The organism is Gramella sp. MT6 (genome assembly GCF_019357415.1).
In the GTDB taxonomy this organism is placed as follows: Bacteria; Bacteroidota; Bacteroidia; order Flavobacteriales; family Flavobacteriaceae; genus Christiangramia.
This window is the reverse complement of record NZ_CP048410.1, coordinates 2,643,410-2,667,672: the sequence shown is the minus strand read 5'-3', so window position 1 is coordinate 2,667,672 and position 24,263 is coordinate 2,643,410. Positions and strand designations below refer to the sequence as shown.

General features: G+C 37.1%; 20 protein-coding genes and 1 pseudogene. 12 read left to right on the top strand and 9 right to left on the bottom strand.

Annotated features, from left to right (window positions below):
• Positions 1-85 precede the first annotated feature (85 nt).
• A complete protein-coding gene (locus tag G3I01_RS11940; RefSeq protein ID WP_219548159.1) occupies positions 86-1,228 on the top strand; it encodes a site-specific integrase in 1,143 nt (380 codons plus the stop codon).
• Positions 1,218-1,937, top strand: coding sequence for a hypothetical protein (locus G3I01_RS11935; protein ID WP_219548157.1), 720 nt, complete (start codon positions 1,218-1,220; stop codon positions 1,935-1,937). The genes G3I01_RS11940 and G3I01_RS11935 overlap by 11 nt, the downstream gene beginning before the upstream one ends.
• 7 nt (positions 1,938-1,944) lie before the next feature.
• Here the strand turns inward: G3I01_RS11935 and G3I01_RS11930 are convergent, their stop codons facing one another.
• Both G3I01_RS11930 and G3I01_RS11925 read right to left on the bottom strand, forming a co-directional pair.
• A complete protein-coding gene (locus tag G3I01_RS11930) occupies positions 1,945-3,201 on the bottom strand; it encodes a HipA domain-containing protein (protein ID WP_219548155.1) in 1,257 nt (418 codons plus the stop codon).
• Positions 3,202-3,204: 3 nt separating this feature from the next.
• A complete protein-coding gene (locus G3I01_RS11925) occupies positions 3,205-3,492 on the bottom strand; it encodes a helix-turn-helix transcriptional regulator (protein ID WP_121346087.1) in 288 nt (95 codons plus the stop codon).
• A gap of 290 nt (positions 3,493-3,782) precedes the next feature.
• On the opposite strand from G3I01_RS11925, the gene G3I01_RS11920 reads away from it, so the two are divergent.
• From G3I01_RS11920 to G3I01_RS11895, 6 genes are all read left to right on the top strand, one after another.
• Positions 3,783-4,067 (top strand): helix-turn-helix domain-containing protein, encoded by a 285-nt coding sequence (locus G3I01_RS11920; protein WP_121346088.1) that lies wholly within the window; start codon positions 3,783-3,785, stop codon positions 4,065-4,067.
• 15 nt (positions 4,068-4,082) lie between these two features.
• On the top strand, positions 4,083-5,267 hold the full coding sequence (locus G3I01_RS11915; RefSeq protein WP_121346089.1) for a VapE domain-containing protein: 1,185 nt from the start codon (positions 4,083-4,085) through the stop codon (positions 5,265-5,267).
• 205 nt (positions 5,268-5,472) lie between these two features.
• A complete protein-coding gene (locus tag G3I01_RS11910) occupies positions 5,473-6,324 on the top strand; it encodes a toprim domain-containing protein (RefSeq protein ID WP_219548153.1) in 852 nt (283 codons plus the stop codon).
• Between the two features lie 107 nt (positions 6,325-6,431).
• The gene (gene mbpA / locus G3I01_RS11905; RefSeq protein ID WP_121346091.1) at positions 6,432-6,728 is read left to right on the top strand and encodes a mobilization protein MbpA; all 297 of its coding nucleotides are present in this window, start codon (positions 6,432-6,434) and stop codon (positions 6,726-6,728) included.
• Positions 6,725-7,603 (top strand): relaxase/mobilization nuclease domain-containing protein, encoded by an 879-nt coding sequence (locus G3I01_RS11900; protein WP_219548151.1) that lies wholly within the window; start codon positions 6,725-6,727, stop codon positions 7,601-7,603. The genes mbpA and G3I01_RS11900 overlap by 4 nt, the downstream gene beginning before the upstream one ends.
• Positions 7,604-7,615: 12 nt before the next feature.
• Positions 7,616-8,068, top strand: a complete 453-nt coding sequence (locus tag G3I01_RS11895) for a DUF6730 family protein (RefSeq protein WP_219548149.1) — start codon at positions 7,616-7,618, stop codon at positions 8,066-8,068.
• 290 nt (positions 8,069-8,358) lie between these two features.
• Here the strand turns inward: G3I01_RS11895 and G3I01_RS11890 are convergent.
• Positions 8,359-9,071, bottom strand: a pseudogene (locus G3I01_RS11890) (transposase); the annotation flags it as partial.
• Between the two features lie 413 nt (positions 9,072-9,484).
• On the opposite strand from G3I01_RS11890, the gene G3I01_RS11885 reads away from it, so the two are divergent.
• The 4 genes from G3I01_RS11885 (at position 9,485) to G3I01_RS11870 (ending at position 15,765) form a co-directional block, all read left to right on the top strand.
• Positions 9,485-10,825: a TolC family protein gene (locus G3I01_RS11885; protein ID WP_219548147.1), complete on the top strand. Its 1,341-nt coding sequence runs from the start codon at positions 9,485-9,487 to the stop codon at positions 10,823-10,825.
• 1 nt (position 10,826) lies between these two features.
• Entirely contained in the window at positions 10,827-11,882 is a 1,056-nt protein-coding gene (locus G3I01_RS11880; protein WP_219548145.1) for an efflux RND transporter periplasmic adaptor subunit, read from the top strand.
• 10 nt (positions 11,883-11,892) lie between these two features.
• Positions 11,893-15,054 carry an efflux RND transporter permease subunit gene (locus tag G3I01_RS11875; protein ID WP_219548143.1) on the top strand — a complete coding sequence of 1,054 codons (3,162 nt, stop codon included), beginning with the start codon at positions 11,893-11,895 and terminating at the stop codon, positions 15,052-15,054.
• A 111-nt stretch (positions 15,055-15,165) separates the two neighbouring features.
• Positions 15,166-15,765, top strand: coding sequence for a TetR/AcrR family transcriptional regulator (locus G3I01_RS11870; protein ID WP_219548141.1), 600 nt, complete (start codon positions 15,166-15,168; stop codon positions 15,763-15,765).
• A 77-nt stretch (positions 15,766-15,842) separates the two neighbouring features.
• Here G3I01_RS11870 and G3I01_RS11865 read toward each other — a convergent pair whose 3' ends face one another.
• The 6 genes from G3I01_RS11865 to G3I01_RS11840 form a co-directional block, all read right to left on the bottom strand.
• Positions 15,843-16,703, bottom strand: coding sequence for a lysophospholipid acyltransferase family protein (locus G3I01_RS11865; protein WP_219548139.1), 861 nt, complete (start codon positions 16,701-16,703; stop codon positions 15,843-15,845).
• 190 nt (positions 16,704-16,893) lie between these two features.
• Positions 16,894-17,724, bottom strand: a complete 831-nt coding sequence (locus G3I01_RS11860) for a phosphatase PAP2 family protein (RefSeq protein WP_156282221.1) — start codon at positions 17,722-17,724, stop codon at positions 16,894-16,896.
• Entirely contained in the window at positions 17,721-18,878 is a 1,158-nt protein-coding gene (locus G3I01_RS11855) for an adenylate/guanylate cyclase domain-containing protein (protein ID WP_219548137.1), read from the bottom strand. Before G3I01_RS11855 ends, G3I01_RS11860 begins: the two co-directional genes overlap by 4 nt.
• A 29-nt stretch (positions 18,879-18,907) precedes the next feature.
• Positions 18,908-19,747 carry a phospholipase A gene (locus G3I01_RS11850; protein ID WP_219548135.1) on the bottom strand — a complete coding sequence of 280 codons (840 nt, stop codon included), beginning with the start codon at positions 19,745-19,747 and terminating at the stop codon, positions 18,908-18,910.
• A 40-nt stretch (positions 19,748-19,787) separates the two neighbouring features.
• Positions 19,788-21,179: a TolC family protein gene (locus tag G3I01_RS11845; RefSeq protein ID WP_257710579.1), complete on the bottom strand. Its 1,392-nt coding sequence runs from the start codon at positions 21,177-21,179 to the stop codon at positions 19,788-19,790.
• Positions 21,139-24,255, bottom strand: coding sequence for an efflux RND transporter permease subunit (locus G3I01_RS11840; RefSeq protein WP_219548133.1), 3,117 nt, complete (start codon positions 24,253-24,255; stop codon positions 21,139-21,141). The genes G3I01_RS11845 and G3I01_RS11840 overlap by 41 nt, the downstream gene beginning before the upstream one ends.
• Positions 24,256-24,263: the final 8 nt, after the last annotated feature.

The following is a 24,263-nucleotide window of genomic DNA, read 5'->3' as shown; positions in this document are numbered from 1 at the left end:
ACCTCGTTGTTAAATTTCATCAATGAGGTGTATTTTTTTACACCTCAATATTTATTTTTCTTATATTTATAGAAATTAACCAGTTATGAAAATCAAACTCAAAAAGAAAAAATTAAAGACTGGAAAGTATAGCCTTTATATTGAATATTATAAAGGCTTCATCCAGAATGATAAAGGTAAGATTGAACATAATAGGGAATTTGAATATTTAAAAGAATACCTTATTATTGAACCAAAGACAACTAAAGAACGCCAAGAAAATGCTGAGGTCCTGTTGAGAGCCGAGCAGGTGCTATCAATCCGTAAGGCTGAATATGCACAAGGCAAATATGGTATAAAAGATAAAAATAAGGATAGACTACTCTTTATCACTTATTATGATAAACTTAAAGAGGATCGTTATGAAAGCAAAGGTAATTACGACAATTGGGATGCTGCTCAAAATCACCTTGAGGATTATATAGGTAAGAGAAAAATAACATTTGAAGATGTTGATGAAGATTTTGTTCTAGGCTTCAAAAAGTTTTTAAATCATAAATCCCGAACAAAATCGAATACTCCTCTATCTCAAAACTCAAAGTATACTTATTACAATAAATTTAAAGCAGCTTTACGGCAAGCTTTTAATGATGGCTATACGCGAAGAAATTTCGCTGCCACGGTCAAAGGATATGCCCAGGGTGAAACCTCCCGAGAGTATTTAACTCATGAAGAATTACAGGGGCTTGCTAAAGCCAGATGTAAACATCAAATACTAAAAAATGCATTTCTATTCAGCTGCTTAACCGGTTTAAGATGGAGCGATATTAATAAATTGAACTGGGCCGAAGTTCGAGATGAAGATGAAGGCTCCCGACTTATTTTTAAACAGAAAAAGACTGCCGGTCAGGAATACCAGTATATTTCAGGTCAGGCCAGGAATTTACTAGGAAAAAGAAGAAAAGAAAATGATCGGGTTTTTCAAGGTTTGAAGTATGGTGCACATTTTAATGCAGAAATTCTAAGGTGGTGCATGCGGGCCGGTATTACCAAGCATATTACCTTTCATAGCGCCAGACATACTCATGCAGTACTATTACTTGAAAACGGAGCAGATATTTATACGGTTTCAAAAGTACTCGGCCATAAAGAAATAAGAACCACTCAGGTATATGCTAAAATCGTAGACAAAAAGAAAAAAGAAGCAGCCTATTTAATTCCAGAGTTACAAATGGATTATGAATTTTGATATAATTACATATCTATCTTTCTTTGCATTTATATACGTCTATAGTCGTTTAGCTATTCATTATCTCCCCGTAATTTATTCACACTTTTTAAATGAAAATTTAAGCTTAGTCAATTCAGTAGAAAAACCAAGATTATTATTTCATTTTACTGGACTAAGTTTTATGCATTTGATGTCTAATTTTCATCATTCAAATCAAACTTCAAATTTGGCCGTCCAGCTTATAATAGTATTAGTCTATTTGCTAGGATTATATTTCTGCCTTACTTCCTGGAGAGAAAATTTTAAATCTTCTTTCTTAAAAAAAATAATCTCTAATTCGGATAAGTCTCCAAATAATTTCAATCTATCCATTTCGGATATTCATTTAACTCAATTATATAATGAAATGGTACGCTTTGATTTAATTGACCAGGAAGCAACTTCCCTACTAGATTTTAAAAACGTTTTACTAGAGGATTGGGGTAATAAACGCTCGAGAATTCATTTAAAAATGGACGGTCCTAGTTGCAGAGAATTTTATGATCACCTAATTAAAACATTTCCACACAATTCAATAACCTTGAAAAATCTATTTGTTACCTCTGGATTACTTATTAGACCTGATGGCAAGAAATACAATTATAACACGTTGAAAAATGCTCCTACCCGCTCTCCTATTTCTAAGCAACATGAAGCATTAGAAGCCATTTTTCAGAAGTTTAAATAAAGGCTTTTTATAGTTCCACTTTGAAAGCGGGTTCCATAATTAATTGCTCTTTCTGGGCAATACCAATCTTTTTTGCATAGTGTTTCCAATTACTTATTACAGATAAAATTTCTTCAATAATCTGATTCATATCATCTTCCCCTAAACGAAAATATTCTCCAACGCCTATGGCTAGATCTAAATCGAGTGCATTGTCGTCTGCATCGATATTCAATGCTAGTCCATCCTTTTCCACAGAAGGATTTATATCATAAGCCGGTGATAACTCCCATCCTTTTTCATTCATTATAAAGCCGTGATTTCTTAAATGATCATCAGTATTTGATACAGCGATATTAAAAATTAAACGGCGCCATAATTGATGTAAATTCTCCTCCACATTAATACCATAATTTTCAATTACATCAACGATATCAAGATAACTTGGACTAACATTTTTTAAAGATTCTTCGGTATTACCGGTCATTGTCATTGCTGAAGAAAAATGAATTCTTTGTCCGTCTTCACGATCGAACCTCTTTGTCAAAAATGTATGGTAAGGTCCTGTAATTTTTTCAATTTTCGATTCTGCCATTTCTATCCCACAATCAAGGGCTAGTCTATATGTTAGGAATTCCCATGCCCCCTTGTCAATTGTATCCGTTTTAGAAGGAAATTTTGCAATCCAAAGATCTCCATTTTTCCCTAATACATTGGCCTTTGGTCTGGCACCGCCAAGAGAAGATCCTGGAGCAATCAGTACAGCAAGCCATTGTCTGATAGTATTAGTTTCAGAATCACTTTCTATGTGATTTACCGCCTCCTGCAGATCGCCCAAAGAGGACCACGGCGGAGTTGGATTCTTAGTATCGTTATCTAAAAATGGTCCCTTCCTATCGGTCTTAAATCGTAAAGCCCCCATTCTACTTTCATCATAAACACCTAACAAGTAATCAATTTCATAGAGTTTGGGTATTTTTTCATTTCTAGATCTGGCCTCCTGTGCCGCCCTCCTCTTCATCAAAGTTTTACCCCATGTATCGGGCATACTATCTAAGAAAACTCCAAAATTTTCTTTATCTGTCGGATACTGAGGCCCGGAAAAAAAATTAATTTCAGGGTCCAGTAATTGATAAGAATTGCGCTTCAACCAATCTTTGTTGTACTCAAAGCTGAATGCCTTTTTGCCTTTAGCAAATTGTGTTGAAAGTACTCCGATCTCGGTGGGAGCTTCTAGTCCTTTCCAGTCGGCATACACGTATATATTGATTTTTCCTTCCGGCATAATTTAGAGTAAATCAAGGTCCTGAAGTTTACGACCAAGTTTATCATCATTTGCCAGATTAGCAAAATCCTTTTCAAGATTTAATACTTTCAGTACATTAAAATAGATACCTATTGCAACGGAAGGATCTCCCTTTTCTACTCTATGTAATGTTGCACGATGGATGCCCGCTCGTTCAGCCACCTGTTCAGCAGTTAGTTTTCTGCGTTTACGAGCAAGCTTAATATTTTCTCCTAATCCTGCGAATATCTTTTGATATCTCGGAAGAATTAATGCTTTTTTAGAATTCATATGTCGCTTATTTGCATCAAATATATATATTATGATATAAATAAACTACATTATGGTATATTTTTCACTATTAGAATGCAATGTTTTAAGGAAGGTCTTTCTTTTTCATAAATATACGAACTCCATTATCCCTATTATCCTCCTGCCACATATTTTCTCTTACATACCATTCAAATAGATTTGTATACCCAGCACGCATAGCACACCTTCCCTTTTATTTCACTTGCTAGTTTGGCTCCATGAATCGCTCATAAAGCGAAAATCAATCTCTAACTAATAACACTTTAATCATGGACTCATTACAAATACTTGAAAAACTTGACCGAATAGAAAATATGGTTCGCGCCAATAAGAATGTGTTAACCATTGAAGAGGCTGCGGAGTATACTGGTATCTCACGTAGCTACCTGTATAAACTAACTGCCAACGGAGACATTCCATTTTCAAAACCTCGTGGTAAAATGATTTACTTCTCAAGAGAAAAACTGGATGAATGGCTGCTATCCAGTCCCAGTAAATCAAAAGCTGAAATTCAACAGGAAGCGCTTAACTATACTTTCCGAAACAGGAGATAATTTTCTTGATCAGTTATGGACAGTAAACCACCAAATATCTATATGGTCGAGAATCCCAAGAAGAAAACCATTTACGATTATATGGAGGAATATTTATTTGATAAATACCAAATTCGATATAATGAGATAAGCCAGGATTTTCAAATCTCCCTGAAAAATTCTAAAAACTGGGAAGAACTTGAAGTTAATTCAGTTCTTATTGAATTGGCCAAATGTAATATTGAGGTTCCTCCCAATAAACTTGAGATCTTTCTAAGATCCTATGTTGTTCCGCATTTTAATCCTATTAGTAAATATTTTGAAGAATTAGAAGACTGGGATGGCCAAGATTATATTTCCAAATTATGTTCCTATGTTCCAGTTCAGGATTCTGATAGTTTTGCCTATCATTTTAAAAAATGGTTGGTTAGAACTATTCGATGTGCCCTGGAGGAAAGTTATTTTAATAAACAATGTCTAGTTTTAGTCCACAACCAACAGAATTCAGGCAAATCAACCTGGTGTCGCTTTATATGTCCTCCCCCTCTCTCTAAATATATAGCAGAAGACATTAGTAATGATAAAGATGCCCGAATTCAGTTAACCCGAAATTTTATTATTAACCTCGATGAACTTTCCATGCTAAACAAAAAAGACATAAATAGTCTTAAAGCATATTTTTCTAAAACATTCATAAATGAACGATTGCCTTATGACAGAAAAAATTCAACGCTATCTAGGACCTGTTCATTTATTGGTTCAACCAATCAGGCTAATTTCCTGAATGACGAAACAGGTTCTGTCCGTTGGTTATGCTTTAAACTTCTTAGGAAAATTGATTTTAATTATTCCAAGGAAATTCAGGTTAACCAGATTTGGTCACAGGCATATCATTTGGCCTATTCTGATCCTGATTTTTCTCCGGAACTAACTCTAAAAGATATTGAGGAAAACGAAGAAAGAAATCGCGAGTTTCGTCAGTTATCTACGGAAGAAGAATTAATCACCAAATATTTTGAACCGAGCCAGGATATAAAAGATTTTCATACCTCTTCCGAAATTCTAGCTAAACTTTCATGCCTCAATATAAGATTGAATGTAGTTTTTATCGGCAGAGCTCTGAATGCTTTGAACTTTCAACGAGTGAAACACCCTAAACGACAGGTCTATGGTTTCTTGACAAAACAATTGTTTACATCGAGCCCTTGGGAAATAACATAAATACTACTTACCTACTTACCTAAAGTTAGATCATCCCTTTTATGACAAGGCTTAAGACCAGGTAAGTAAAACTTAATTCATCTTACCTAAGTTACCTAAAACCTGGAATTTAGGTAAGATAGGTAACTAAAGGTAACTAGCATTTTTATTTGAAAAGCCTTGCTATGACTGGAAAAGGTAAGTAGGTAACTAAAATTATAGAAAAATGAAACTTCAAAAACTAACCTGTGAAAGAGCCCGCAATATTTGCATCGTGGAAACCCTCGCAAAATTGGGCCACTTCCCCAGTAGGAAAACGGAGAAAGAAGCCTGGTTTCTGAGTCCCCTTCGGTCAGAAACACAGGCCTCTTTCAAAGTGTCTTTAAAACTGAACCGATGGTATGACTTCGGAATTGGTGAAGGTGGGAATATCATTGATCTGGTGTGTCTACTATCAAATTGCAGCGTTGGAGAAGCACTGCAGTTTCTCTCGGATGAATTGCCTGTATTTAGCTTCCAGGGTACTATAACCGATACTTCAGAAAAGGAATGCGGTAATACCATCATACAAGTAAAACCGATCACCAAGAGCTACCTAAAGAAGTATGTAAGATCTAGAGGTATTTCCCTTGAAGTTGCCAGAAGCTACTGTAAGGAAGTCTGGTACGAATGCCGGGGAAAATCTTATTATGCCATCGGACTTCAAAATAAGGATGGTGGCTGGGAACTGCGCAGTCTCTATTTTAAAACTTCCAGTTCTCCTAAAAGCTATACCTACCTCCAGAATGAAAATGATAACCTGGTCGTCTGTGAAGGAATGTTTGATCTATTATCCATTGCTGAAATATATCCGGAGGAATTAAATGGTTCGGATATCATCGTTTTAAACTCGCTTTCATTTTTACAACAGATAACATCCTATTTCAAAAACTATACGTCGGTTGATCTCTACCTGGATAATGATCAATCCGGGAAGAAAAACGCAAAGAAATTATTTCAGTATTATCCCCACTTAAAAGACCAGAGTAATCGCTATAAAAACTATAAAGACCTTAATGAAAAACTAGCTTGTGGGTAGTCGATTTACAGTGGCCATAAATCGTTTTGAGTAGCAAAGCAAGATGTGTCATTGTCATGACAATCTTGCTTTGCGCCCGGAGGTTGCAAAGAAAATAAATATTAAAAATGAAACGGGAATACATCCAGATACGCTGCTCGATCTACGAGAAAAAGCTACTCAAAAAAAGAGCGGCCCGGGCAGGAATCTCCCTTTCAGAATATCTCCGGGCTACCGCTTTTAAAATCAATATCGTGGAACGATTAACTCCGGAACAAGTAGAATGCTACCAGCTACTGATCCAGTATAAAAACAATTTTATGCGAATCAGTAATATGTTTAAAAAAAGTGATCCCCGGCTGGCGAAAAATGTTGAAGATCTCGCTGAAGAAATTAGAACGCACCTTCAAAACTTTAAAAAATGATTGGCAAAGGACAGTCTATAGCAAGCACCAAGGCTTCCCTCGACTATGGATGGAATCAGGAAAAAGAAGCAGAAGTAGTTCTCAAACAACACCTGGCCGGTGATACGCCCGGGCAGATCACCGATGAGTTTAAGATCATTCAATCTCAAAATGACCGCTGTACTAAAAATACCCTGAGTTTTATAGTAAGTCCAACCATCAAAGACGGGAAGGAATTAAGCCACCAGGATTTAGAAAAGATTGCCCAGGGATTTATAAAGGAAATGAATCTCCAGAATAATCAGGCCATTGGTTTTGTCCATAAAGACAAGGAACATACCCATATTCACATCTATGCAAATCGTATCAGCTTAAAAGGGGAAGTTTATAAAGATAGCTTTATAGGAAAACGAAGTCAGATCGCCGCAGATAATGTAGCCAAACAATTAGGGCTAACCCGGGTAAGAGAAGTACAACAGGGAAAGCTACAGGAGTTAAAATGGCAGCGACTGGCCATTAAACATATCCATAACAAAGTTCTGGAATCAAGGCCCAAAACCCTGGATGAGTACATACAAAAAATGAATGCACGTAATGTAAAGGTCATTCCCAGTATCAACAAATCCAATCAGCTGCAGGGCTTCCGGTTCGAATATCAGGGCGCCAATTTAAAAGGAAGTGAGGTCCACCGGTCCATGAGTGGTAGTAAACTAATCGCAGAAATTTCTCAGAATAATTGTTACAGTAAACTCAGGGAAGTACCTAAGACTTTAAAGCTGGTGAATAACACCGTACAACTTAGCACAAACATGGCCAGTAAAATAGCTAAAGATCTGGCTAAACAGGTGATCAAGCGAGGACTTGATACCGGTATGGGTATGGGAATGGGCTACTAAATATTAATGAGTATGAAAAAACTAGATGAGATCATGGAACTGATGGCTGATGAAATGGCCGATTTTAAAGTTTCTATTTTAAAACTGGATTTATTATCCAAAAAGCTCAATAAAATGAGTATTCCTATCAGTAAAGCTGCTATTGATGAGAATCTAAAGAGCTTTCTTCAAAAACAGGAAGAGGCTGATGAATTAAAAAATGAATTATTTAGAGATATCAATATCCAGTTGGAAAGAGCCAGTCTGATCCCCAACTATATTCTTGTGTTATTTGGGAGTATTCTGATCCTGCTTTTATCCGGATTGGGATATTTTATTTACTCTTCCAAAATAACCGAAGGAGAGAAATTTCGGATCTATCGAACTATTTCTGAATCAAAACTTGAATCCTATCAAATCTTTTTCTCGGAAAATCTGGAAATAAAAGAAGGTTATTGCAATTGGCTGGAACAGTGGCATAAGTAAGTATGCCCCCTATGCTGTTTTTACTTTACGCTTAACTTTCCGTACACTATAAAAACAGCACAGGAACCACGCGCAAGGTTAGTTATGGGAGATATGGGGCCATAAATTGTGACTTCCTCGTAAAATAAATATTTGTGTTTGTTCCAGAACCAGATGGAATTTGTAAAAAGGTTCCATGCACGAAGAAAATAAAATAAGAAAGCCCACGCCGTTGTATATGCTTTACGCATTTAGTGAGTGCAACTAATGCCTCACATTACGGGTGTACAAGCACCCTCATAACCAAAACTTTAATCTATAATAAGTTCAATCCCGGCTTTCTCAGCCTTGTATTTTATTTTAGTGGTCAGCTCATAATAACTCCAATTTCTAGGACAAATTCCTCCTCTTTGGCAATGCCTATCTTATTTTCCTGGTTTATTAAAATTAGCGTTCCTGCTTGGTGTTTCACACAGAAATCAATTAATTTCCGGCTGTATAGGTGGAGGCGATGACTAACATAATTCTTTTCCTTTTCATGGAATCTTTGCACTGCTTTTGTTTTTCTTTTACGTCCTTGTCCTGATCTGGAAAAAGTAGCTCCTGCCTCTGCCCTTTTCCGTGCAGCCTGTATGGCTAACCTCCGATATAAAAACTCTTCCCTGGTACCAATGCTAAGTTTTGTCATTCCGATTTTTACAACAATCGGGTATTCAAGGGATAAAGAAGCCTGGGCAATAACATCCGGTTTCAGGGTATGCCTTTCCTTTTCAATTTCAAAAACCGCCAGTAAATAGGTTTTATTATCTTTCAGTTGAATCTGCGAGGCGCATAGCTTAGTTTCGCCTGCTACTAACCGCTCTAGCAATCTACGTTTATCGGTGTAATCTTTTCCTAAGTAGGTTTTCATAGGAACTGAAAATAAACGAAAACAGAATGCTTTTTTCTCTTCGTTATAGGTTAATCCACTGATACCTTCCATATCAAAAGGAAAAGCCAGATCTCTTTTGAAATTCATCAATGAAGCTTACAGATAACTTAACTAAACTAGTAACATTGTACAATTTTTGGTGATAATGATAGGTCGACTACCAGCTCAGACACCTGTTTCCTACAGCGTCCTGACGTATGACAGATGCTATTGGATCCCGATCATATATGAGATCGTTTGTATCATATAGTAGAAATGATCTTGGGTCAGTACATGACTTCCTTTTAAATCATAGGCATAAATTTCTTCATTTTTAATTGACATGATCCTATTTGATCAGAACGAAAACAACCGGTTCTAGTGGGGCATTCCACCATTAAAAAAAAATTTTCATTTTTACTTGGAGACTAATTTAAAAAAACAATAAAACTATTTTTGTATCATAGTTTCCTTTGTTTACCTTTGCGCCTGATTTCAGAAAAGCAGAAATTAAAAATAAAGTTTAAATGAAAAAAATACTGATATGTTTTCTTCTGGTAACGAGCCTTACTTCTGGGCAGGAACCAGTTATTTTAAGCCTGCCAGAGGCTGTTTCTTATGCTTTAGATCATAAAGCCGAAGCAGAAAAAGCACGTCTGGATATTATTAAGGCCAATGCGCAAATCGCCGAAGTAAGATCTAACGCACTGCCACATCTTAACGGAAGTGCAAATACATCTTATAATCCTCTTTTGCAGGAGAATATCCTGCCCGGGGAATTCTTTGGAAGGCCGGGCGAAGATATAGCTGTGGCATTTGGAAGAAAATGGAACTCGACTGCCACGGCGCAGTTGACGCAAACACTGTTTGACCAGGCGGTATTTACCGGCCTTAAAGCGGCTAAATCCACAAAGGAATTTTATCAACTGAATGCACAGCTTACGAACGAAGAAATTATTGAAAAGGTTGCAACTGCATATTACCAGGTATATCAAACCCTGCAAATGCTTGAAAATTTGGAGAGCAATCTGGAGCTAACAGAGCAAACTGTTGAAATCGTAAAAGGCCTTTATGAAACCGGACTGGCAAAAAAGATTGATTATGACAGAAGTAAAGTAGCATTGAATAATCTTATCGCAAACAGGCAGCGGATGATTAATGCCGTTGAGCTGAGTGAAAATACCTTGAAATTTATGATCGGGATGTCTATTAGTCAGGAAATAAAACTACCAGAACAAAATTTTCAGCCTTCATTGCTCCCCAATGAAAGTCTGGAAATGACTGAAAGAACAGAGCTTCAATTGTTGGCAAAGCAGATCGAGCTTTTAAACTGGCAGAAAAAAGCGACCCTTGCCGAATATTATCCTTCGGCATCTCTTTCCGCTAATTATGGCTGGCTTGGCCAGGGTGATGAGGTACCCCTTTGGAACGGTGAAGATAAAGGCGTTTTCTGGTCGGATCTTGCATCTGTTGGAATTAACATCAGAATTCCCATTTTTAACGGTTTTGCTACCAAATCCAAGGTAAAACAAAACCAGATCGACATTGAAAAGGCGCAGGCAGATTTCCAGGAAACAGAACTTGCGTTACAACTGGCCTACAGCAATGCTGTGGCACAGCTAGAGAACAGTTTTCTCACGATCGAAACCCAGGTAGAAAATGTAGAGCTTGCGCAGGGAGTGCTCGAAGACAGCCAAAACAATTATGAATTGGGACTGGCAAGCTTAAATGACATGCTTGATGCTGAAAGGGATCTCGCCGAAGCAAAAAATAACCTAACCAATGCCCGCCTTGATTATAAATTAGCCGAAGTGGAGCTATTAAAGTCACAGGGGAAACTAGAAATACTAAAAGAAAATAAGCTTTAAGATGAAAAAGAAAACAATCATAACCATTGTAGTGCTAATCGGCGTCGCCGTAGCTTTCTTCCTGATCCTGCAAAACAATAAAAAAAACAATGAAGAAGAACTGGAAATAGTTGCTCAGAAAAATTCAGAAGTAGCTGTAAGAACTGCCACCGTTCAAAAAGAAAGCCTTAGTGGAATGTTCACTGTAAATGGTACTTATGAACCTCAGACAAGGGTGCAGATTTCAGCCGAAATGAATGGACAGGTTGTGGCAATTTATGTTGAGGAAGGAAGCCGGGTCAAAGAGGGACAGGTTGTAGCAAAGCTTTCTGGTGATAAGACTAATGTAAACGTGACTAATGCAAAAGCCAATCTTGATAATGCCATTTCCAGTTTGAATAGGTTCGAAGCAGCCTTTAAAACAGGAGGTGTAACCGCAGCACAACTGGACCAGGCGAGGTTGCAGGTAGAAAATGCGAGAGCACAGTATCAATCTGCACAAATAAGCTCCGGAGACACCAACATCCGCTCCAAAATCAGCGGAATTGTAAATGAAAAAATGGTGGAAGTAGGAATGGTTGTAGCTCCGGGCAATCCAATCCTAGAAGTAGTGGATATTTCTTCCCTTAAATTACGCGTAGAGGTAGATGAAGCTTTGGTAAGCCAGTTACAAAGGGGCGACATTGTAAAAATGGTACCCAGCGTGACCAAAGATACCATTAGTGGGAAGATCAGTTTCATTGCGCCTGCCTCTAATGGAGCCCTTAAGTTTCCTGTGGAAATTACTGTGGACAATTCCGGAGGAAATTTAAGAGCAGGAATGTATGCTACTGCAGTGTTTAACGAAGCAGGGCTGGATAACATTTTGACTATCCCAAGAAAAGCATTTGTTGGTAGTGTAAGTGATAATAAAATATTTCTTGTAAAAGATAGTATCGCACATCTTACTACCATTAAGACAGGTATAAATTATGGCGATAAGGTTCAGGTTACCAACGGTCTTTCAGAGGGTGACGTGATCGTGACCAGTGGACAAATCAATCTTACTGACAATGCAGCGGTGAGAATCATAAAATAAAGAAAAACAAATGAAATTAGCAGAAGTATCTATAAAAAGGCCCAGCCTTGTAATTGTAATGCTCGCATTACTAATTATTGGTGGTCTTTTTAGCTATAGCCAACTCAGCTATGAGTTGATCCCAAAATTTGAAGTAAAGGTGGTTACCGTCATGACCGTTTATCCCGGTGCAGCTCCTGCCGAGGTGGAAAACACCGTATCCCGTAAAATAGAAGATGCAGTGTCTTCCCTTGAGAGCATTAAAAAGATCCAGTCGAAATCTTTTGAAAGCCTGTCGTTGGTGACTATTGAATTTGAAAACGAAGCGGATGTCGATTTTTCGCTCAATGAAGCACAGCGAAAAATAAACGCCATTCGCTCTGATCTTCCTGATGACGTAGAGGAACCTTCGCTCTCACAGTTCTCAATTTCAGATCTACCTATAATGAGTATGGGAGTAACCGCAAATCTCACAGAAAGTGAACTTTATGATCTAATTGATGAAAAAATAGAACCTGCCTTTTCACGGCTTCGGGGTGTCGCACAGGTGAATCTTGTGGGAGGACAGGAAAGAGAAATCAGGGTAAATTTGGATCCTGACAGGCTTCAGGGTTACGGGCTTACCGTTCCAATGGTGCAGCAAATAATAAGTGCTTCAAACCTGGATTTTCCTACTGGAAACCTTACCACCAGAGAGAATACTACGCTTATCCGGCTCTCTGGAAAAATTCAGTCTGTAGAGGAATTGAGAAATCTTACAATAGCTTCTCAAAACGGACAGAATATTAAACTTTCTGATGTTGCCGAAGTTCAGGATACGCAAAAGGAAGTAGAAAAGATTGCACGTATTGATCGTCAAAATACCATTTTACTTCAGGTTCAAAAACAAACCGATGCGAATGCGGTGACTGTAAGTGAACTTGTGCAGGAGAAAATTGATGAAATGGAGCAGCAATATGCCGAGCAGGGAGTACAGATAACAATAGCAGATGATTCTTCAGAATTTACACTTGAAGCGGCAAATTCAGTAATAAAAGATTTATTTATCGCTATTGCACTTGTAGCATTCATAATGCTTTTCTTCCTGCATAGCTATCGAAATGCCCTTATCGTAATGGTTTCCATTCCTACTTCGCTTATTGCCACTTTTATAGGAATGTATTTGATGGGATACACCCTCAACCTGATGAGCTTACTCGCACTTTCCCTGGTAGTGGGAATCCTGGTGGATGATGCCATTGTGGTTATCGAAAATATTCATCGCCATATGGAGATGGGTAAAAATAAAATCCGTGCCGCATATGACGGTGCTTCAGAAATTGGGTTCACGGTAACAGCGATCACCCTGGTAATCGTGGTGGTTTTCCTCCCTATTGCGATGAGTACCGGCCTTGTGGCAAATATTATTGCGCAGTTTTGTGTTACGGTAATCATTGCGACCCTCTTGTCCCTATTGGTTTCCTTTACGGTGGTGCCATGGTTATTTTCCAGATATGGAAAACTGGAGCTTATAACCGATAAATCTTTCTTCGGAAAGATAATAAATAAGTTCGAAGCAGGGATTTCCTGGTTTACTGCAGAAGTAACAAATATCCTGAACTGGTCTCTTGACAATAAAATTAAGACTTTTCTGGTAGTGATTGGTTTATTTGTAAGTTCTATTGCTCTTGTTGCAATGGGCTATATTGGATCTGATTTCTTTCCGGAAACAGATAGGGGAGAGTTTCTTGTTCAGTTAGAAATTGATAAAGATGCCTCCATTGAAGAAACCAACTTTATCACTCAACAAGCAGAAGCTTATCTGCAGGACATGCCACAGGTGGAGAGTCTTCTTACCACAGTTGGCCAGTCCAGTAGTGGAGGAATGGGCGCTGCGCAGGCTACCACTAATAAATCTGAGATCAATGTTACTTTAGTTGACAGATCTGAAAGAGAAGATAAAACCAATGTCTTTTCCGCTAAATTACAACGTGATCTTGAGCAGAAACTAGTGGGTGCTGAAGTAACTGTCGTCCCTGTGGGAATAATGGGGGCCCAGGCAGCCCCACTCCAAATGACTGTTACTGGTAATTCATTTGAAGAAGCTTTCGCCTATGCCCAGGCTGCTGAGGAAGTCTTACGGACTGTGGATGGTGCCACCGAAGTGGAGACAAGTGTGGAAGATGGTAATCCTGAAATCTCGGTAAGTGCAGACAGGGATAAAATGGCTTCCCTGGGATTAAATGTAGCCACAATTGGGCAAACTTTGCGCACAGCGTTTAGTGGCAATACAGACAATAAATTTAGAACCGGAGACAACGAGTATGACATTAATATTATTTTTGATGAAGCAGCGAGAAATGATATAGAAGATGTAAGAAATATCCAGTTTGTTAATAACAGTGGACAAAGGATCAACCTAGCCCAGTTTGCAGATATTAATTATGAATCAGGCCCTTCCCTGCTTGAACGTTACGACCGTTCGCCCTCTGTAACCGTTTCGGCACAAACAGTAGGTAAAACGACGGGAGCAGTGGCCCAGGAGTGGGAAGAAAAACTTGGGAATATCGAGCAGCCTAAAGGTGTGGAATGGACCTGGGGCGGAGATATGGAACGCCAAAGCGAAGGTTTTGGTACGCTGGGAATTGCCTTACTGGCAGCTATTATGTTGGTGTACATGATCATGGTGGTACTGTATGATGATTTCGTGAAGCCGTTTATAGTGCTGTTCTCTATTCCTCTATCCTTCATTGGAGCATTATGGGCACTGGCTCTTACCAACCAAAGTTTAAACATTTTCACCATTTTGGGGATAATAATGCTTATTGGGTTAGTTGCTAAAAACGCGATTTTACTGGTAGATTTTGCCAATCATAGGCTGGACCATGGAGAAAAAATAAGAACAGCTTTAATCCAGGCAAACCATGCGAGGCTGCGTCCAATTTTAATGACGACCATTGCCATGGTTTTCGGGATGCTTCCTATTGCACTGGCCTCGGGAGCGGCTGCGGAGATGAATAATGGTCTGGCAATTGTAATTATTGGAGGATTATTATCATCGTTATTCCTTACCCTGGTAATCGTACCGGTGGTATATATGATTTTTGTACGCCTGGAGGAGAAATTCTCTTCTAAAGAGGAAAAGAATTATGAGGAGCTGATGGTAGCAGATTATGAGCACATTCATCCTGAACAGGAATTAGAATTTGATTAAAGTGCAATAGCTGACTGTTAAAGGGCAGTCAGCTCCTTTTTGTACTAAAGCATAAAAAGGAATATTTTTATAAAACCAATTACCTAAATAAAATTTTTAAAACCAGAACAAATGGTGAAAGATATTGAATTACTAGAGAAGGTAGCAGATCTTTTCATCTACTACGGAGCCAAGACAGTGACCATGGATGACATCGCCCAGGAACTAAAAATTTCTAAAAAGACGTTGTACCAGAAATATAAAAATAAGGAAGTTCTGCTGGAAGAGGTGCTAACCTATAAGTTGGAAAAAGTTCTTTTAAAGATGAGAAATCTAGATGAAACCATAGATAACGCCGTGGAAAGGATGTTTGCCAGAGATGAGGATATTGAAAGAGCTTCAAGAACTAACGATTCCATTATGCTAAGGCAGCTAATAAAATATTATCCTGAGATATTTAATAGACACATGCTATATTTTTCTGAAAAGCTTTCGGAAATTCTTGTGCATAATATTGAAAGAGGTAGAAAACAGGGACTCTACAGGGAAGATTTTGATGCTAATCTATATTCAAAACTTTATTTTCAATTAACGATGACCTATGATAATTCACCCTTTTTGGATACCACTGAAATATCCAGGGCCCACTATCAGCATGAATCGTTAATGTTTTATATGAATGCTATAACTAATGAAAAAGGTAAGGTAAAAATGAAAAATATTATTTCTTAGATCATCTAAGTGCCAAAAAACCGCTAAGAAATTTAATTTTCGATAATGTAAGCTTAGCCTTAGCCTATAGTGAGTATCTATGAGCTCAATTTCCATCTTTTGTGACTCCATAACCATAATTCAGGACTTTTTCTTATGGAACTTTCCAAAAGTTTAATATAATTATCTATAATACTGCTTGTCTCCGTCTTTTCGACAATATGAAACTGTAACTCGTAATGTCCTCTTTTTATTTTTCTAAAATTTGGAAAAACCACGGCGGGTCCAGTTCTATCGGCGATTTTTTCTGCACCGGTCAAAAAAGCTGTTTCCCTATACATAAATTCTTTCCATATTTTTGCCTGTTTTCGTTTGGGGCTTTGATCCCCTATTATACAGTTCATTACGGATAGGTTTTCATTCTTCTGTCTTATGATAGTCCTGTATCCTTTTTTCGCCGCTATACATTTTACCCCGAATCGTTCTCTTATAGTTAAAAACAGTTCATTGAAATATCCATTTTTTAATGGTTTGTAAAAAGTATATGAAGGAATTTGAAAATATATTGGCAAGTAAACTAACCACTCCCAATTTCCCTGATGTGCGGCATACATTAATATACTCTGGTGCTTTTTCTGAAAATCTAGTAACAATTCTGGATTACGTATAATTAATCGCTTTTTGATTTCTTTTTCACTTATTGTAAGTGTTTTAATAGCTTCTACTGCAATATCACAAAGATGGTGATAAAATTTCTTTTCGATTATATTTATTTCGTATCCAGTTCTTTCTGGAAAAGCATTTACAAGATTATATCGAACTACCTTTTCTCTATAGCTAACAACTTTATAAACAATAATATATAAAACATCAGATATGAAATATAAAATAGGCATTGGTAATAGGGAGATCAAATAAAAGGGGAAAAATTTTAGACGGGCAATGTATGTTAACTTCATATGATTGAAATATTAGTATTTTTAAATCCTTTCTAAGCTAATAACCATGGTTTTCCATATGATTTAATATCCTTTATTAATATTCAGTTTGACCTATAATCATCGTAATGATAGAATATCCTTTGGGTATTTTTTCAAATCTTTCTAACAAATTCTTTCAATTTTTGATTAAAAAAACTTATTTAAAAAATCAGAAAGTCCCAATTAATCCTACTCTTCCTAAACCTATATTAAATTTCCAGCTTATACTATTCTTAAAACCTTGACCGTAATCTCTTTTTGTGTTTAGATAATTATCTATCGTATCAACTACCAAAATACTTATGGCCATGCTGAGTCCCACATCCGTTAGCCAATGAGCTCCTGCCCAAAGCCGCGAAACTGGGGCTATCATTCCCACTCCGTAAATTGCTGCTTTTAGTAATGGATTTTTAAATTGTTTACCTATAGCATAGGCTGTGGTAAAGGAAAGAATGGTGTGTCCAGAAGGGAAGCTATGGAAACCACCTTCTTTGCTAAAGGGCTTGAAAGAACCTTTGCCTTCTCCGGCACCAGGACGGCCTCTTCCTACAGTTATTTTAGAAATGGTTTGAATAAGGCCAGCTGTAGAGGCTGCTGAAATTAGCAAAACCCCAGTTTTTCGTATTTTTTGGTTTTTCGTTATCAAACCGTACAGATACACTACTCCATTTATTGCGTAATTATTTTGTGGACTGCCATAATACCAGCCGAAGTCTTTTATTATTCCTGGAATATCTTTTTCTTGATTTTCAAACCATATATTAGACTCTTCGTCAATTAGATACAATGCTCCTGTACCTATTATTATAATTCCAGCTGTCAGAAAATTGTTTTTTTTCCATTTCAAAGGTTTTGTGTAGGTGGTAGTTAGTCCATTGAAAGTACTGACTCCATCATATTTTAAAAGTTCCAGTGTAGTAGGAAGGCTGTCATTTTTTTTATTTTGGCTAAATAATAAAGACTGAAATGCCAAAAAAGCGATAAGGTATATTTTTTTCATTTATCTAAATTTTTATATTTATTTGTGTGGCGTCTTACACTAAATACCTCTATCGGTGACTCACGACCTTCCAAATTTTTTTGACCCAAAGAAGTTGTATGATACCTGTTTTGATCCTGGATAGAATTTTTTACCTCTCCGGAAATTAACAATGAGCTATCGTAGCTTTTACAAAGGTTTTCTAGCCTTGAAGCAACATTCAAAGTATCGCCATGATAAGCCAGTTCCCTTTTAACATCTCCTACTTCTATAACTGTAACCATACCCATATGTATTCCAGCTTTAAAAGTAGGAACCTCTCCAAATTGTTTATAGTAAAAATCCTCTCTAGAATTAAGTTGATCTTGAACTGAGAAAAGGAAACCTATTGGAGAGTTACCTTGGAATTTTTGAAGTGGCCAGCTAATTACGATTTCATCCCCCACGTATTGATAAATTTCGGCATGATATTCCCTGACAATTCTATTTATATCCAGAAAAGAATGCTGAATAAGTGAACTATATTTTAGATGGCCCAATTCTTCGGCTAATCTCGTGGATGAGTTTAAGTCCAAGAACATAAAAACCCTCTCTTGCTCTCGAGGAAAGCGGAATGTACCTAGAATCATATACCACAAATAGCCTGGGCCGAATTTAGAAGCTATTTGATTGAAGAAACTGATTACGAGTGTCATCAAAAAAGTATATATCAATAAAATATATTCAATACGTTCTCCACTTTCTTCTAAGATTATTGCAGATAATGAATTTTTCTCTATAAAATAGTTCGAAAAAACCTCACTTGCAGATCTAATAGCAATTACAAGTCCCGCAAGTAGACAAAAGTAAATGAACCCTCCAGCCAGAATATTTAATCCTAATGAGTGATTTCGATGATAAATTTTTGTAAGTAAATGATCCAACAAAGCCAACGATGTTCCAAAAATAACTCCTATTAAAACTGTAAATTTAACAGGGGGATCTCCTACTGGTAGCTCCTGATTAATTTCCAATTTTTGGCCTATCACACTGTACATTGCAAGTAGATTTTGATGGGCAATGAACATTAGGAGACTGTAGGAAGCTATCCAAAAAACTATATATTTAAGAATTTTAGATAAAAGGGGGTTGCTATGAATCAAATAAATAAAATCAATATTATAGTTTTGTTTCATAAAATCTATTTTAATATAAAGGACAAAACCTACCTAAGCTGCGCAGGTTTTAATAGTTGAAGGTCGGTTGACCTGATAATATATCCAATCCGGAGCATACTTCTATATTTGTCAAAAGCAATCAAATTTTCTCCATAGCCATTAAACCATTCCAACATAATGTACTGATTCGTTCTTTTAGCTATTGAATAAATCAAGCGACTTCTTAAGCTTCCTTTCCAGTTCCATTGATTACCCTTTTTAGCATTGAGTTCCAATTGTAAATCATTACTAATATTATGAACCAAATTTATTTCACCATATCCTATATATTTTATTAGCTTTGGATTATCTGATTTATAGGAGAATGGAAACCAGGTCTTTATACTTAAAAGTGTTTTCTTGCTAATTCGTGTATGGTAGCTAAGGGATATACTGTTCCAACTCCTAGAATAATAACTATCGCGACCATTAGACTCATGCTCAATTTTAAATTCTGTAAGACCAACCAGTTTATCACCGTTATTGAACAGAGGTTTTCCAAAACCGATTCCTGGATTAAAATTTACTTCCTGAAACGGACTGGAGAATGCATATACATCCCAAAAAGACTTTTGGGTGTACGTAATAAACAACTGAGTATTAAAAGGCAATGTATGCCTTGTTATTAATTGCTTAAAACTTATCTGGTATTTGGCATCTGCAGTTTCTTTAGAAATTCCTGTATGGGTGGGAACTCCTGTTATAAAATAAGTATCCTTATAGATTGAAAATGAAGGAAATATAGTATCTTTTAATTCATCTCTCGTAAGACGCTGAGATTGGACCTGGTGAAAGGAAAGTAGCGCTATAATGGTCGTGTAAAAAGATAATTTGAATGATATAGGCATCTTAAATGCATATTTAATTGTGGCTAAACATGATAAATTTTTAATTGAAATTTTGATAGTGTTCAGAATATTTATCTTCTAAATTATCTGTAACAAACAAGTATTTAGATTCTGCCAGTTTATAATTAGCATAAGCATTTATATATTCCGCCTCAGCTTCTTCTTCCTGTTGTTGAGCATCTAATAGATCGGTCAAATTATTTAGGCCACTATTGTAATTATCCCTTTGAACTTTTAAATTCTCGTTGGTATAGTACAAATTTTCTTGAGCATAATTAATTTGCTTGTAGGCATCGATAAGATCATACCAGGATTTCATAATACCAATTTTAAGCTGGTCTTTTTGCTCTTCCAGATTATTTTGAGCTATTTTTTCCTGAAGTATTTTTTGCTGAACTTTTTCCTTTCCTGCTCCCCACCAATCGGAAATTGGAATGCTTACCATTCCCAACCCAATAGGCTTAAACTGGCCAGGAAGATTATTGGAAAACGATCCAAAATAGGCGGCATTCACACCCACTGAAACTTGTGGTAAAAGATCGGCTTTAGTTATTTTTGTCATTAATCTGGCGGCTTCAACCGACTTTTCGATAAGTCGGTAATTATCATTGCCGGTCAAGTCTAAATCTGGTTCAGAATATTTAAGCTGTGGTGGGTTTACTTGTCTCAAAGTATCTATTGCAACCGTAGTAGTATCATAAATTTTTCCTACATATAAGCCAAGGTCCAATAATGCCAGTTTCCGCATATTCGCAAGTTTACTTTGTTGTAAAAGCACACGACTACGATTTGTTCTCACTCTTAGTAATTGATTTTTTGCAATAAGTCCGGCTCCTAACAGGTCTTCTTGTTGTTTCAACAATTCGGTGAGGTATATTTTGCTTGCTTGTATGGACCTTAGTTGTTCCTGTACCTTTACTAATTGCCAATACTTATCTTCGGTTGTATAAAGTACAGAATCTATAGACTGCTCTGCCTGTATTGTCTTGGTTTCCACTTGTAAACCTGCTAAATTGCTTGAGTTCCTAACTTTCCCGCCCGCATAGATTATTTCTGTTGCCCCAGCACTGGCCAGATAGATATTATCAATACCAATAGGTAATATATTCTGGATAGGATCTATAATATTGTTGTTAAATCCGTAAAGAACGGTCCCCTGTCCATTAATTTGGGGAAAGTAATTGGCAATTGCTTCACGTTTAGCTGCTTCAGCCTGTTCAATTCTTATTTCTCCGTTTTTTATACTATTACTATGAGATACCGCAGTTTTTTTAACCTCCCCCAGATTTAAGGTTTCCTGTGCAAACAAGCTTCCGAAGGATAGAAAGCTTAACAGGCTGCAAGCTATGATATAAGAACTATGCTTTGGATTCATATTTTCTATAGTTATATTAGGAATTCGCTTGATTTTCTTGGGATGCTTCACTTTCATTTTTTTTATTTCTGAAAAACAACCAGTACAATACCGGTAAAACAAATAATGTAAGCACCATCGAAACCATTAAGCCAAAAGCTATTACTGTACCTAAAGGCCCCCATAAAGTGGATCTACTAAGGATCATAGGAGTCACACCAACTGCTGCTGCAGAAGAGGTAAGGAAAATAGGTCGCATTCTTCTTTTGGCAGCCTGGGCAGCAGCTTCGAAAACTGAATACCCGTGATCTCTTCTTAATTCATCTGCAAAATCAATAAGGATAATACCATTTCTAACCACAATTCCACAAAGTGCTAAAAGGCCTAAGAAAGATGTAAACCCAAAAGGATACTGCATTAACAATAAGCCTAATGCTGCCCCAAATATGCTGAGTGGCATGGTGATAAAGCTTAAAACCGCATATGTAAAAGATTTAAAGTGCCAAAGCAGGATAAGGAAAATAATGAAGATGCTTATTAATAGAGAAATGCCCATAGGTAGTAGATTTTCCTGGGACATTTCGTATTCACCGCCGTAACCAATTGTAATATTATCAGGAATTTCTAATTCTTCTATTTTTGGGCGTAATTTTGCGAGCACTTCATTGGCAACAGCTCCTTTAGCAATATCTATCCGTACCGTTAAACATCGTATTCCATTACGTCTCACAATTTGTTCCTGTTCCCAATCGGGTTTGATATTCGCAATTTGCCGTAGGGGAATACTTGTACCTGTTCTAGGTAAAATTATTGCTAATTCCCTTATTGTTGATACTTTTTGGTCGGTTGGGTTCTTAGATTTTATCTTAACGTTTATGCCATATTCATCATCCCAGACTTGTGTTGCTATTAGTCCCTCCATATTCATAGCAATAGTGTTGGCAATATGTTCTCGTGTTAGGCCTACACGGGACGCTTCTTCTTCTTTAATATCAATAGAGATGGTTTGCTGAATTTCACCATAATTAGTCCTGGACCAAATGGTTTGTGGGGTTTTGCGAGAAAGGTCAATAATCTTATTTCCATACTCCTTTAGTCTATTGACATCTTCTCCAAAAAGCCGAACTTCCACCTGTGCCGGTTTCGCTATCATATTAAGTTGCTTCATTCTTAAATATGCATTGGGAAACATGTTGGCGTATTTCGCATCATATTCTTTAAGCACTTCTACTGTAGCATCATCTGAGGAGGTGGTAACCAAAACTTGGGCATAGTTCTTTGCTGGAAGATTTGGGGCATAGACCATATGAAAACGTGGCGAACTTTCACCTATAAAACTTGTATAATCTTCAACGCGCTCATCTTTTGCAAGAATCTTTTCAAATTCTTCAACTACGCTTTGCGTTTCTTCAAGGCTGCTATTTTTAGAAAGGTAGACCTCTACGGCAAATTGATTTCTTTCGATTACCGGAAACAATTCTTGCGACAAATTGGAGAAAAGAAATATACCTATAAGCACTGATGCTATTCCTGCAACAAGCGTAAGTTTATAGTGTTTCATCGCTTTTTCCACACTCCTATCAAAAATATTTTGCAAGCGGTCTAACAAAGATTTTTTCTGCTCTTTTTGATTATTTTTTTTGTTCTGCAATCCTTTTTTAATGAATAAGGTATTAAAATAGGGTACAAGCAATACAGAGATGGCGAGTGAGAGAAATAATGCGATCATTATGGTATATGGAAATGTGCTAAGGAAGTCTTTTGCGGTTCCCGACATAAAAAACACCAAAGGTAAAAAGGTAGCAGATATGGCCAGTGTTGCAGTAAATACAGAGGGGAAAAGTTCTAAGGCACTATTCTTTGCCGCTTCCCAAACAGATTGTCCTTCATCTAATTTTTCTACGTGATTATCAATTACAACAATGGGATCATCTACTACTATCCCTAATACAATAATTAGTGCTGCAAGGGTAACGGTATTTAGTTCCATTCCCAACATATACATAAGTGCAAGTGTAGATAAAATAGTAATAGGGATAGTTGCTGCCGCAACAGAAGCTATCCTAAAAGGCAGCAAAAACAAGGTAACGATGACCACTCCTAAAAGGGCATAGCCAAATTCTTTTAAAAAATGGCTTATAGCATCTTGTACAACACTGGGCTGATTAGCAATTTTCCTTACTTGGATATCTTCTGGAAGCTGATTTTTAATTAAATCAAGTTTTTCATCTATCCTATCTCCAAACTGGACAATATTGTTGCCCGAAGCCATCTCTAAAGTGATGATCATTGCTTTTGTTCCGCTCGTGGTTATAAATGAATTTGGGTCTTCATACTCTCTTTTTACTTCAGCAATATCTTTGATCCTGACAACTCTGCCATCTTCACCGGTACTTACAATGTGATTAGCTATATCTGTTATGTTTTCTAAAAAAACGTCCATATGAATGGGCCTATCAAACCCTGGTGACTCTAAAGTTCCACTTGGCCTTACAGTACCTTGTGATTGTAGGCTCTGCATTAACCCTCCTGGACTAATACCGTATTGTGCTAACTCATTTTGATCTATATATATAGCAATCTGCTCTGTAAGGCCTCCGGAATGGCTTATCTTGGCCATACCCTTAACCTGGCGGAGTTTATCTTCAATTTCTTCAACATGTAGCTGTAGATCTTTATAAGGCCTCGTTTTAGATTCCACCGCTATAATCATTGCGGCCGTACTTCCAAAATCGCTGTTAACAAGGATACCCTTAACGCCGGGTGGCACTTCTCGTTGTTGAAAAACAGGAACGTCGTTTTTTAGCTTATTCCAAAATTGCGAAGTCTCGTCTGGCCCTACTCGACTGTCTATTTCTACATAAATATACATTGCCCCATCCTGTGAGTAAGAATAGGTTTTTTCTTTATCTACTTCATTGTAACTAAATAGAAAAGCTTCCACTTTAGCAGTAAGTTGCTCTTCAACTTCTTCTGAATTGGCACCGGGGTAAAATCCCATAACCAATCCTTGCCTAATGGTAAACTCCGGAAACTCGTTTCGTGGCATATTGAATAAGCCTAGCAGGCCAATCACAACAAAAACAAAAGCCAGTGCCACGGGAAAAGCTTTGTTCTGCATCGCCCATTCTATTATAGAACCTTGTTTTTTCATAAAATAAG

Bases quoted from the DNA above. Each gene is read 5' to 3' on its own strand.
- G3I01_RS11860 (WP_156282221.1), bottom strand. From the start codon at position 17,724: ATGAAAAAAATATACCTTATCGCTTTTTTGGCATTTCAGTCTTTATTA.
- G3I01_RS11930 (WP_219548155.1), bottom strand. From the start codon at position 3,201: ATGCCGGAAGGAAAAATCAATATATACGTGTATGCCGACTGGAAAGGA.
- G3I01_RS11910 (WP_219548153.1), top strand. From the start codon at position 5,473: ATGAAACTTCAAAAACTAACCTGTGAAAGAGCCCGCAATATTTGCATC.
- G3I01_RS11940 (WP_219548159.1), top strand. From the start codon at position 86: ATGAAAATCAAACTCAAAAAGAAAAAATTAAAGACTGGAAAGTATAGC.
- G3I01_RS11875 (WP_219548143.1), top strand. From the start codon at position 11,893: ATGAAATTAGCAGAAGTATCTATAAAAAGGCCCAGCCTTGTAATTGTA.
- G3I01_RS11885 (WP_219548147.1), top strand. From the start codon at position 9,485: ATGAAAAAAATACTGATATGTTTTCTTCTGGTAACGAGCCTTACTTCT.
- G3I01_RS11880 (WP_219548145.1), top strand. From the start codon at position 10,827: ATGAAAAAGAAAACAATCATAACCATTGTAGTGCTAATCGGCGTCGCC.
- G3I01_RS11850 (WP_219548135.1), bottom strand. From the start codon at position 19,747: ATGCCTATATCATTCAAATTATCTTTTTACACGACCATTATAGCGCTA.
- G3I01_RS11925 (WP_121346087.1), bottom strand. From the start codon at position 3,492: ATGAATTCTAAAAAAGCATTAATTCTTCCGAGATATCAAAAGATATTC.
- G3I01_RS11935 (WP_219548157.1), top strand. From the start codon at position 1,218: ATGAATTTTGATATAATTACATATCTATCTTTCTTTGCATTTATATAC.
- G3I01_RS11915 (WP_121346089.1), top strand. From the start codon at position 4,083: ATGGACAGTAAACCACCAAATATCTATATGGTCGAGAATCCCAAGAAG.
- G3I01_RS11895 (WP_219548149.1), top strand. From the start codon at position 7,616: ATGAAAAAACTAGATGAGATCATGGAACTGATGGCTGATGAAATGGCC.
- G3I01_RS11870 (WP_219548141.1), top strand. From the start codon at position 15,166: ATGGTGAAAGATATTGAATTACTAGAGAAGGTAGCAGATCTTTTCATC.
- mbpA (WP_121346091.1), top strand. From the start codon at position 6,432: ATGAAACGGGAATACATCCAGATACGCTGCTCGATCTACGAGAAAAAG.
- G3I01_RS11845 (WP_257710579.1), bottom strand. From the start codon at position 21,179: ATGAAAGTGAAGCATCCCAAGAAAATCAAGCGAATTCCTAATATAACT.
- G3I01_RS11900 (WP_219548151.1), top strand. From the start codon at position 6,725: ATGATTGGCAAAGGACAGTCTATAGCAAGCACCAAGGCTTCCCTCGAC.
- G3I01_RS11865 (WP_219548139.1), bottom strand. From the start codon at position 16,703: ATGAAGTTAACATACATTGCCCGTCTAAAATTTTTCCCCTTTTATTTG.
- G3I01_RS11855 (WP_219548137.1), bottom strand. From the start codon at position 18,878: ATGAAACAAAACTATAATATTGATTTTATTTATTTGATTCATAGCAAC.
- G3I01_RS11840 (WP_219548133.1), bottom strand. From the start codon at position 24,255: ATGAAAAAACAAGGTTCTATAATAGAATGGGCGATGCAGAACAAAGCT.
- G3I01_RS11920 (WP_121346088.1), top strand. From the start codon at position 3,783: ATGGACTCATTACAAATACTTGAAAAACTTGACCGAATAGAAAATATG.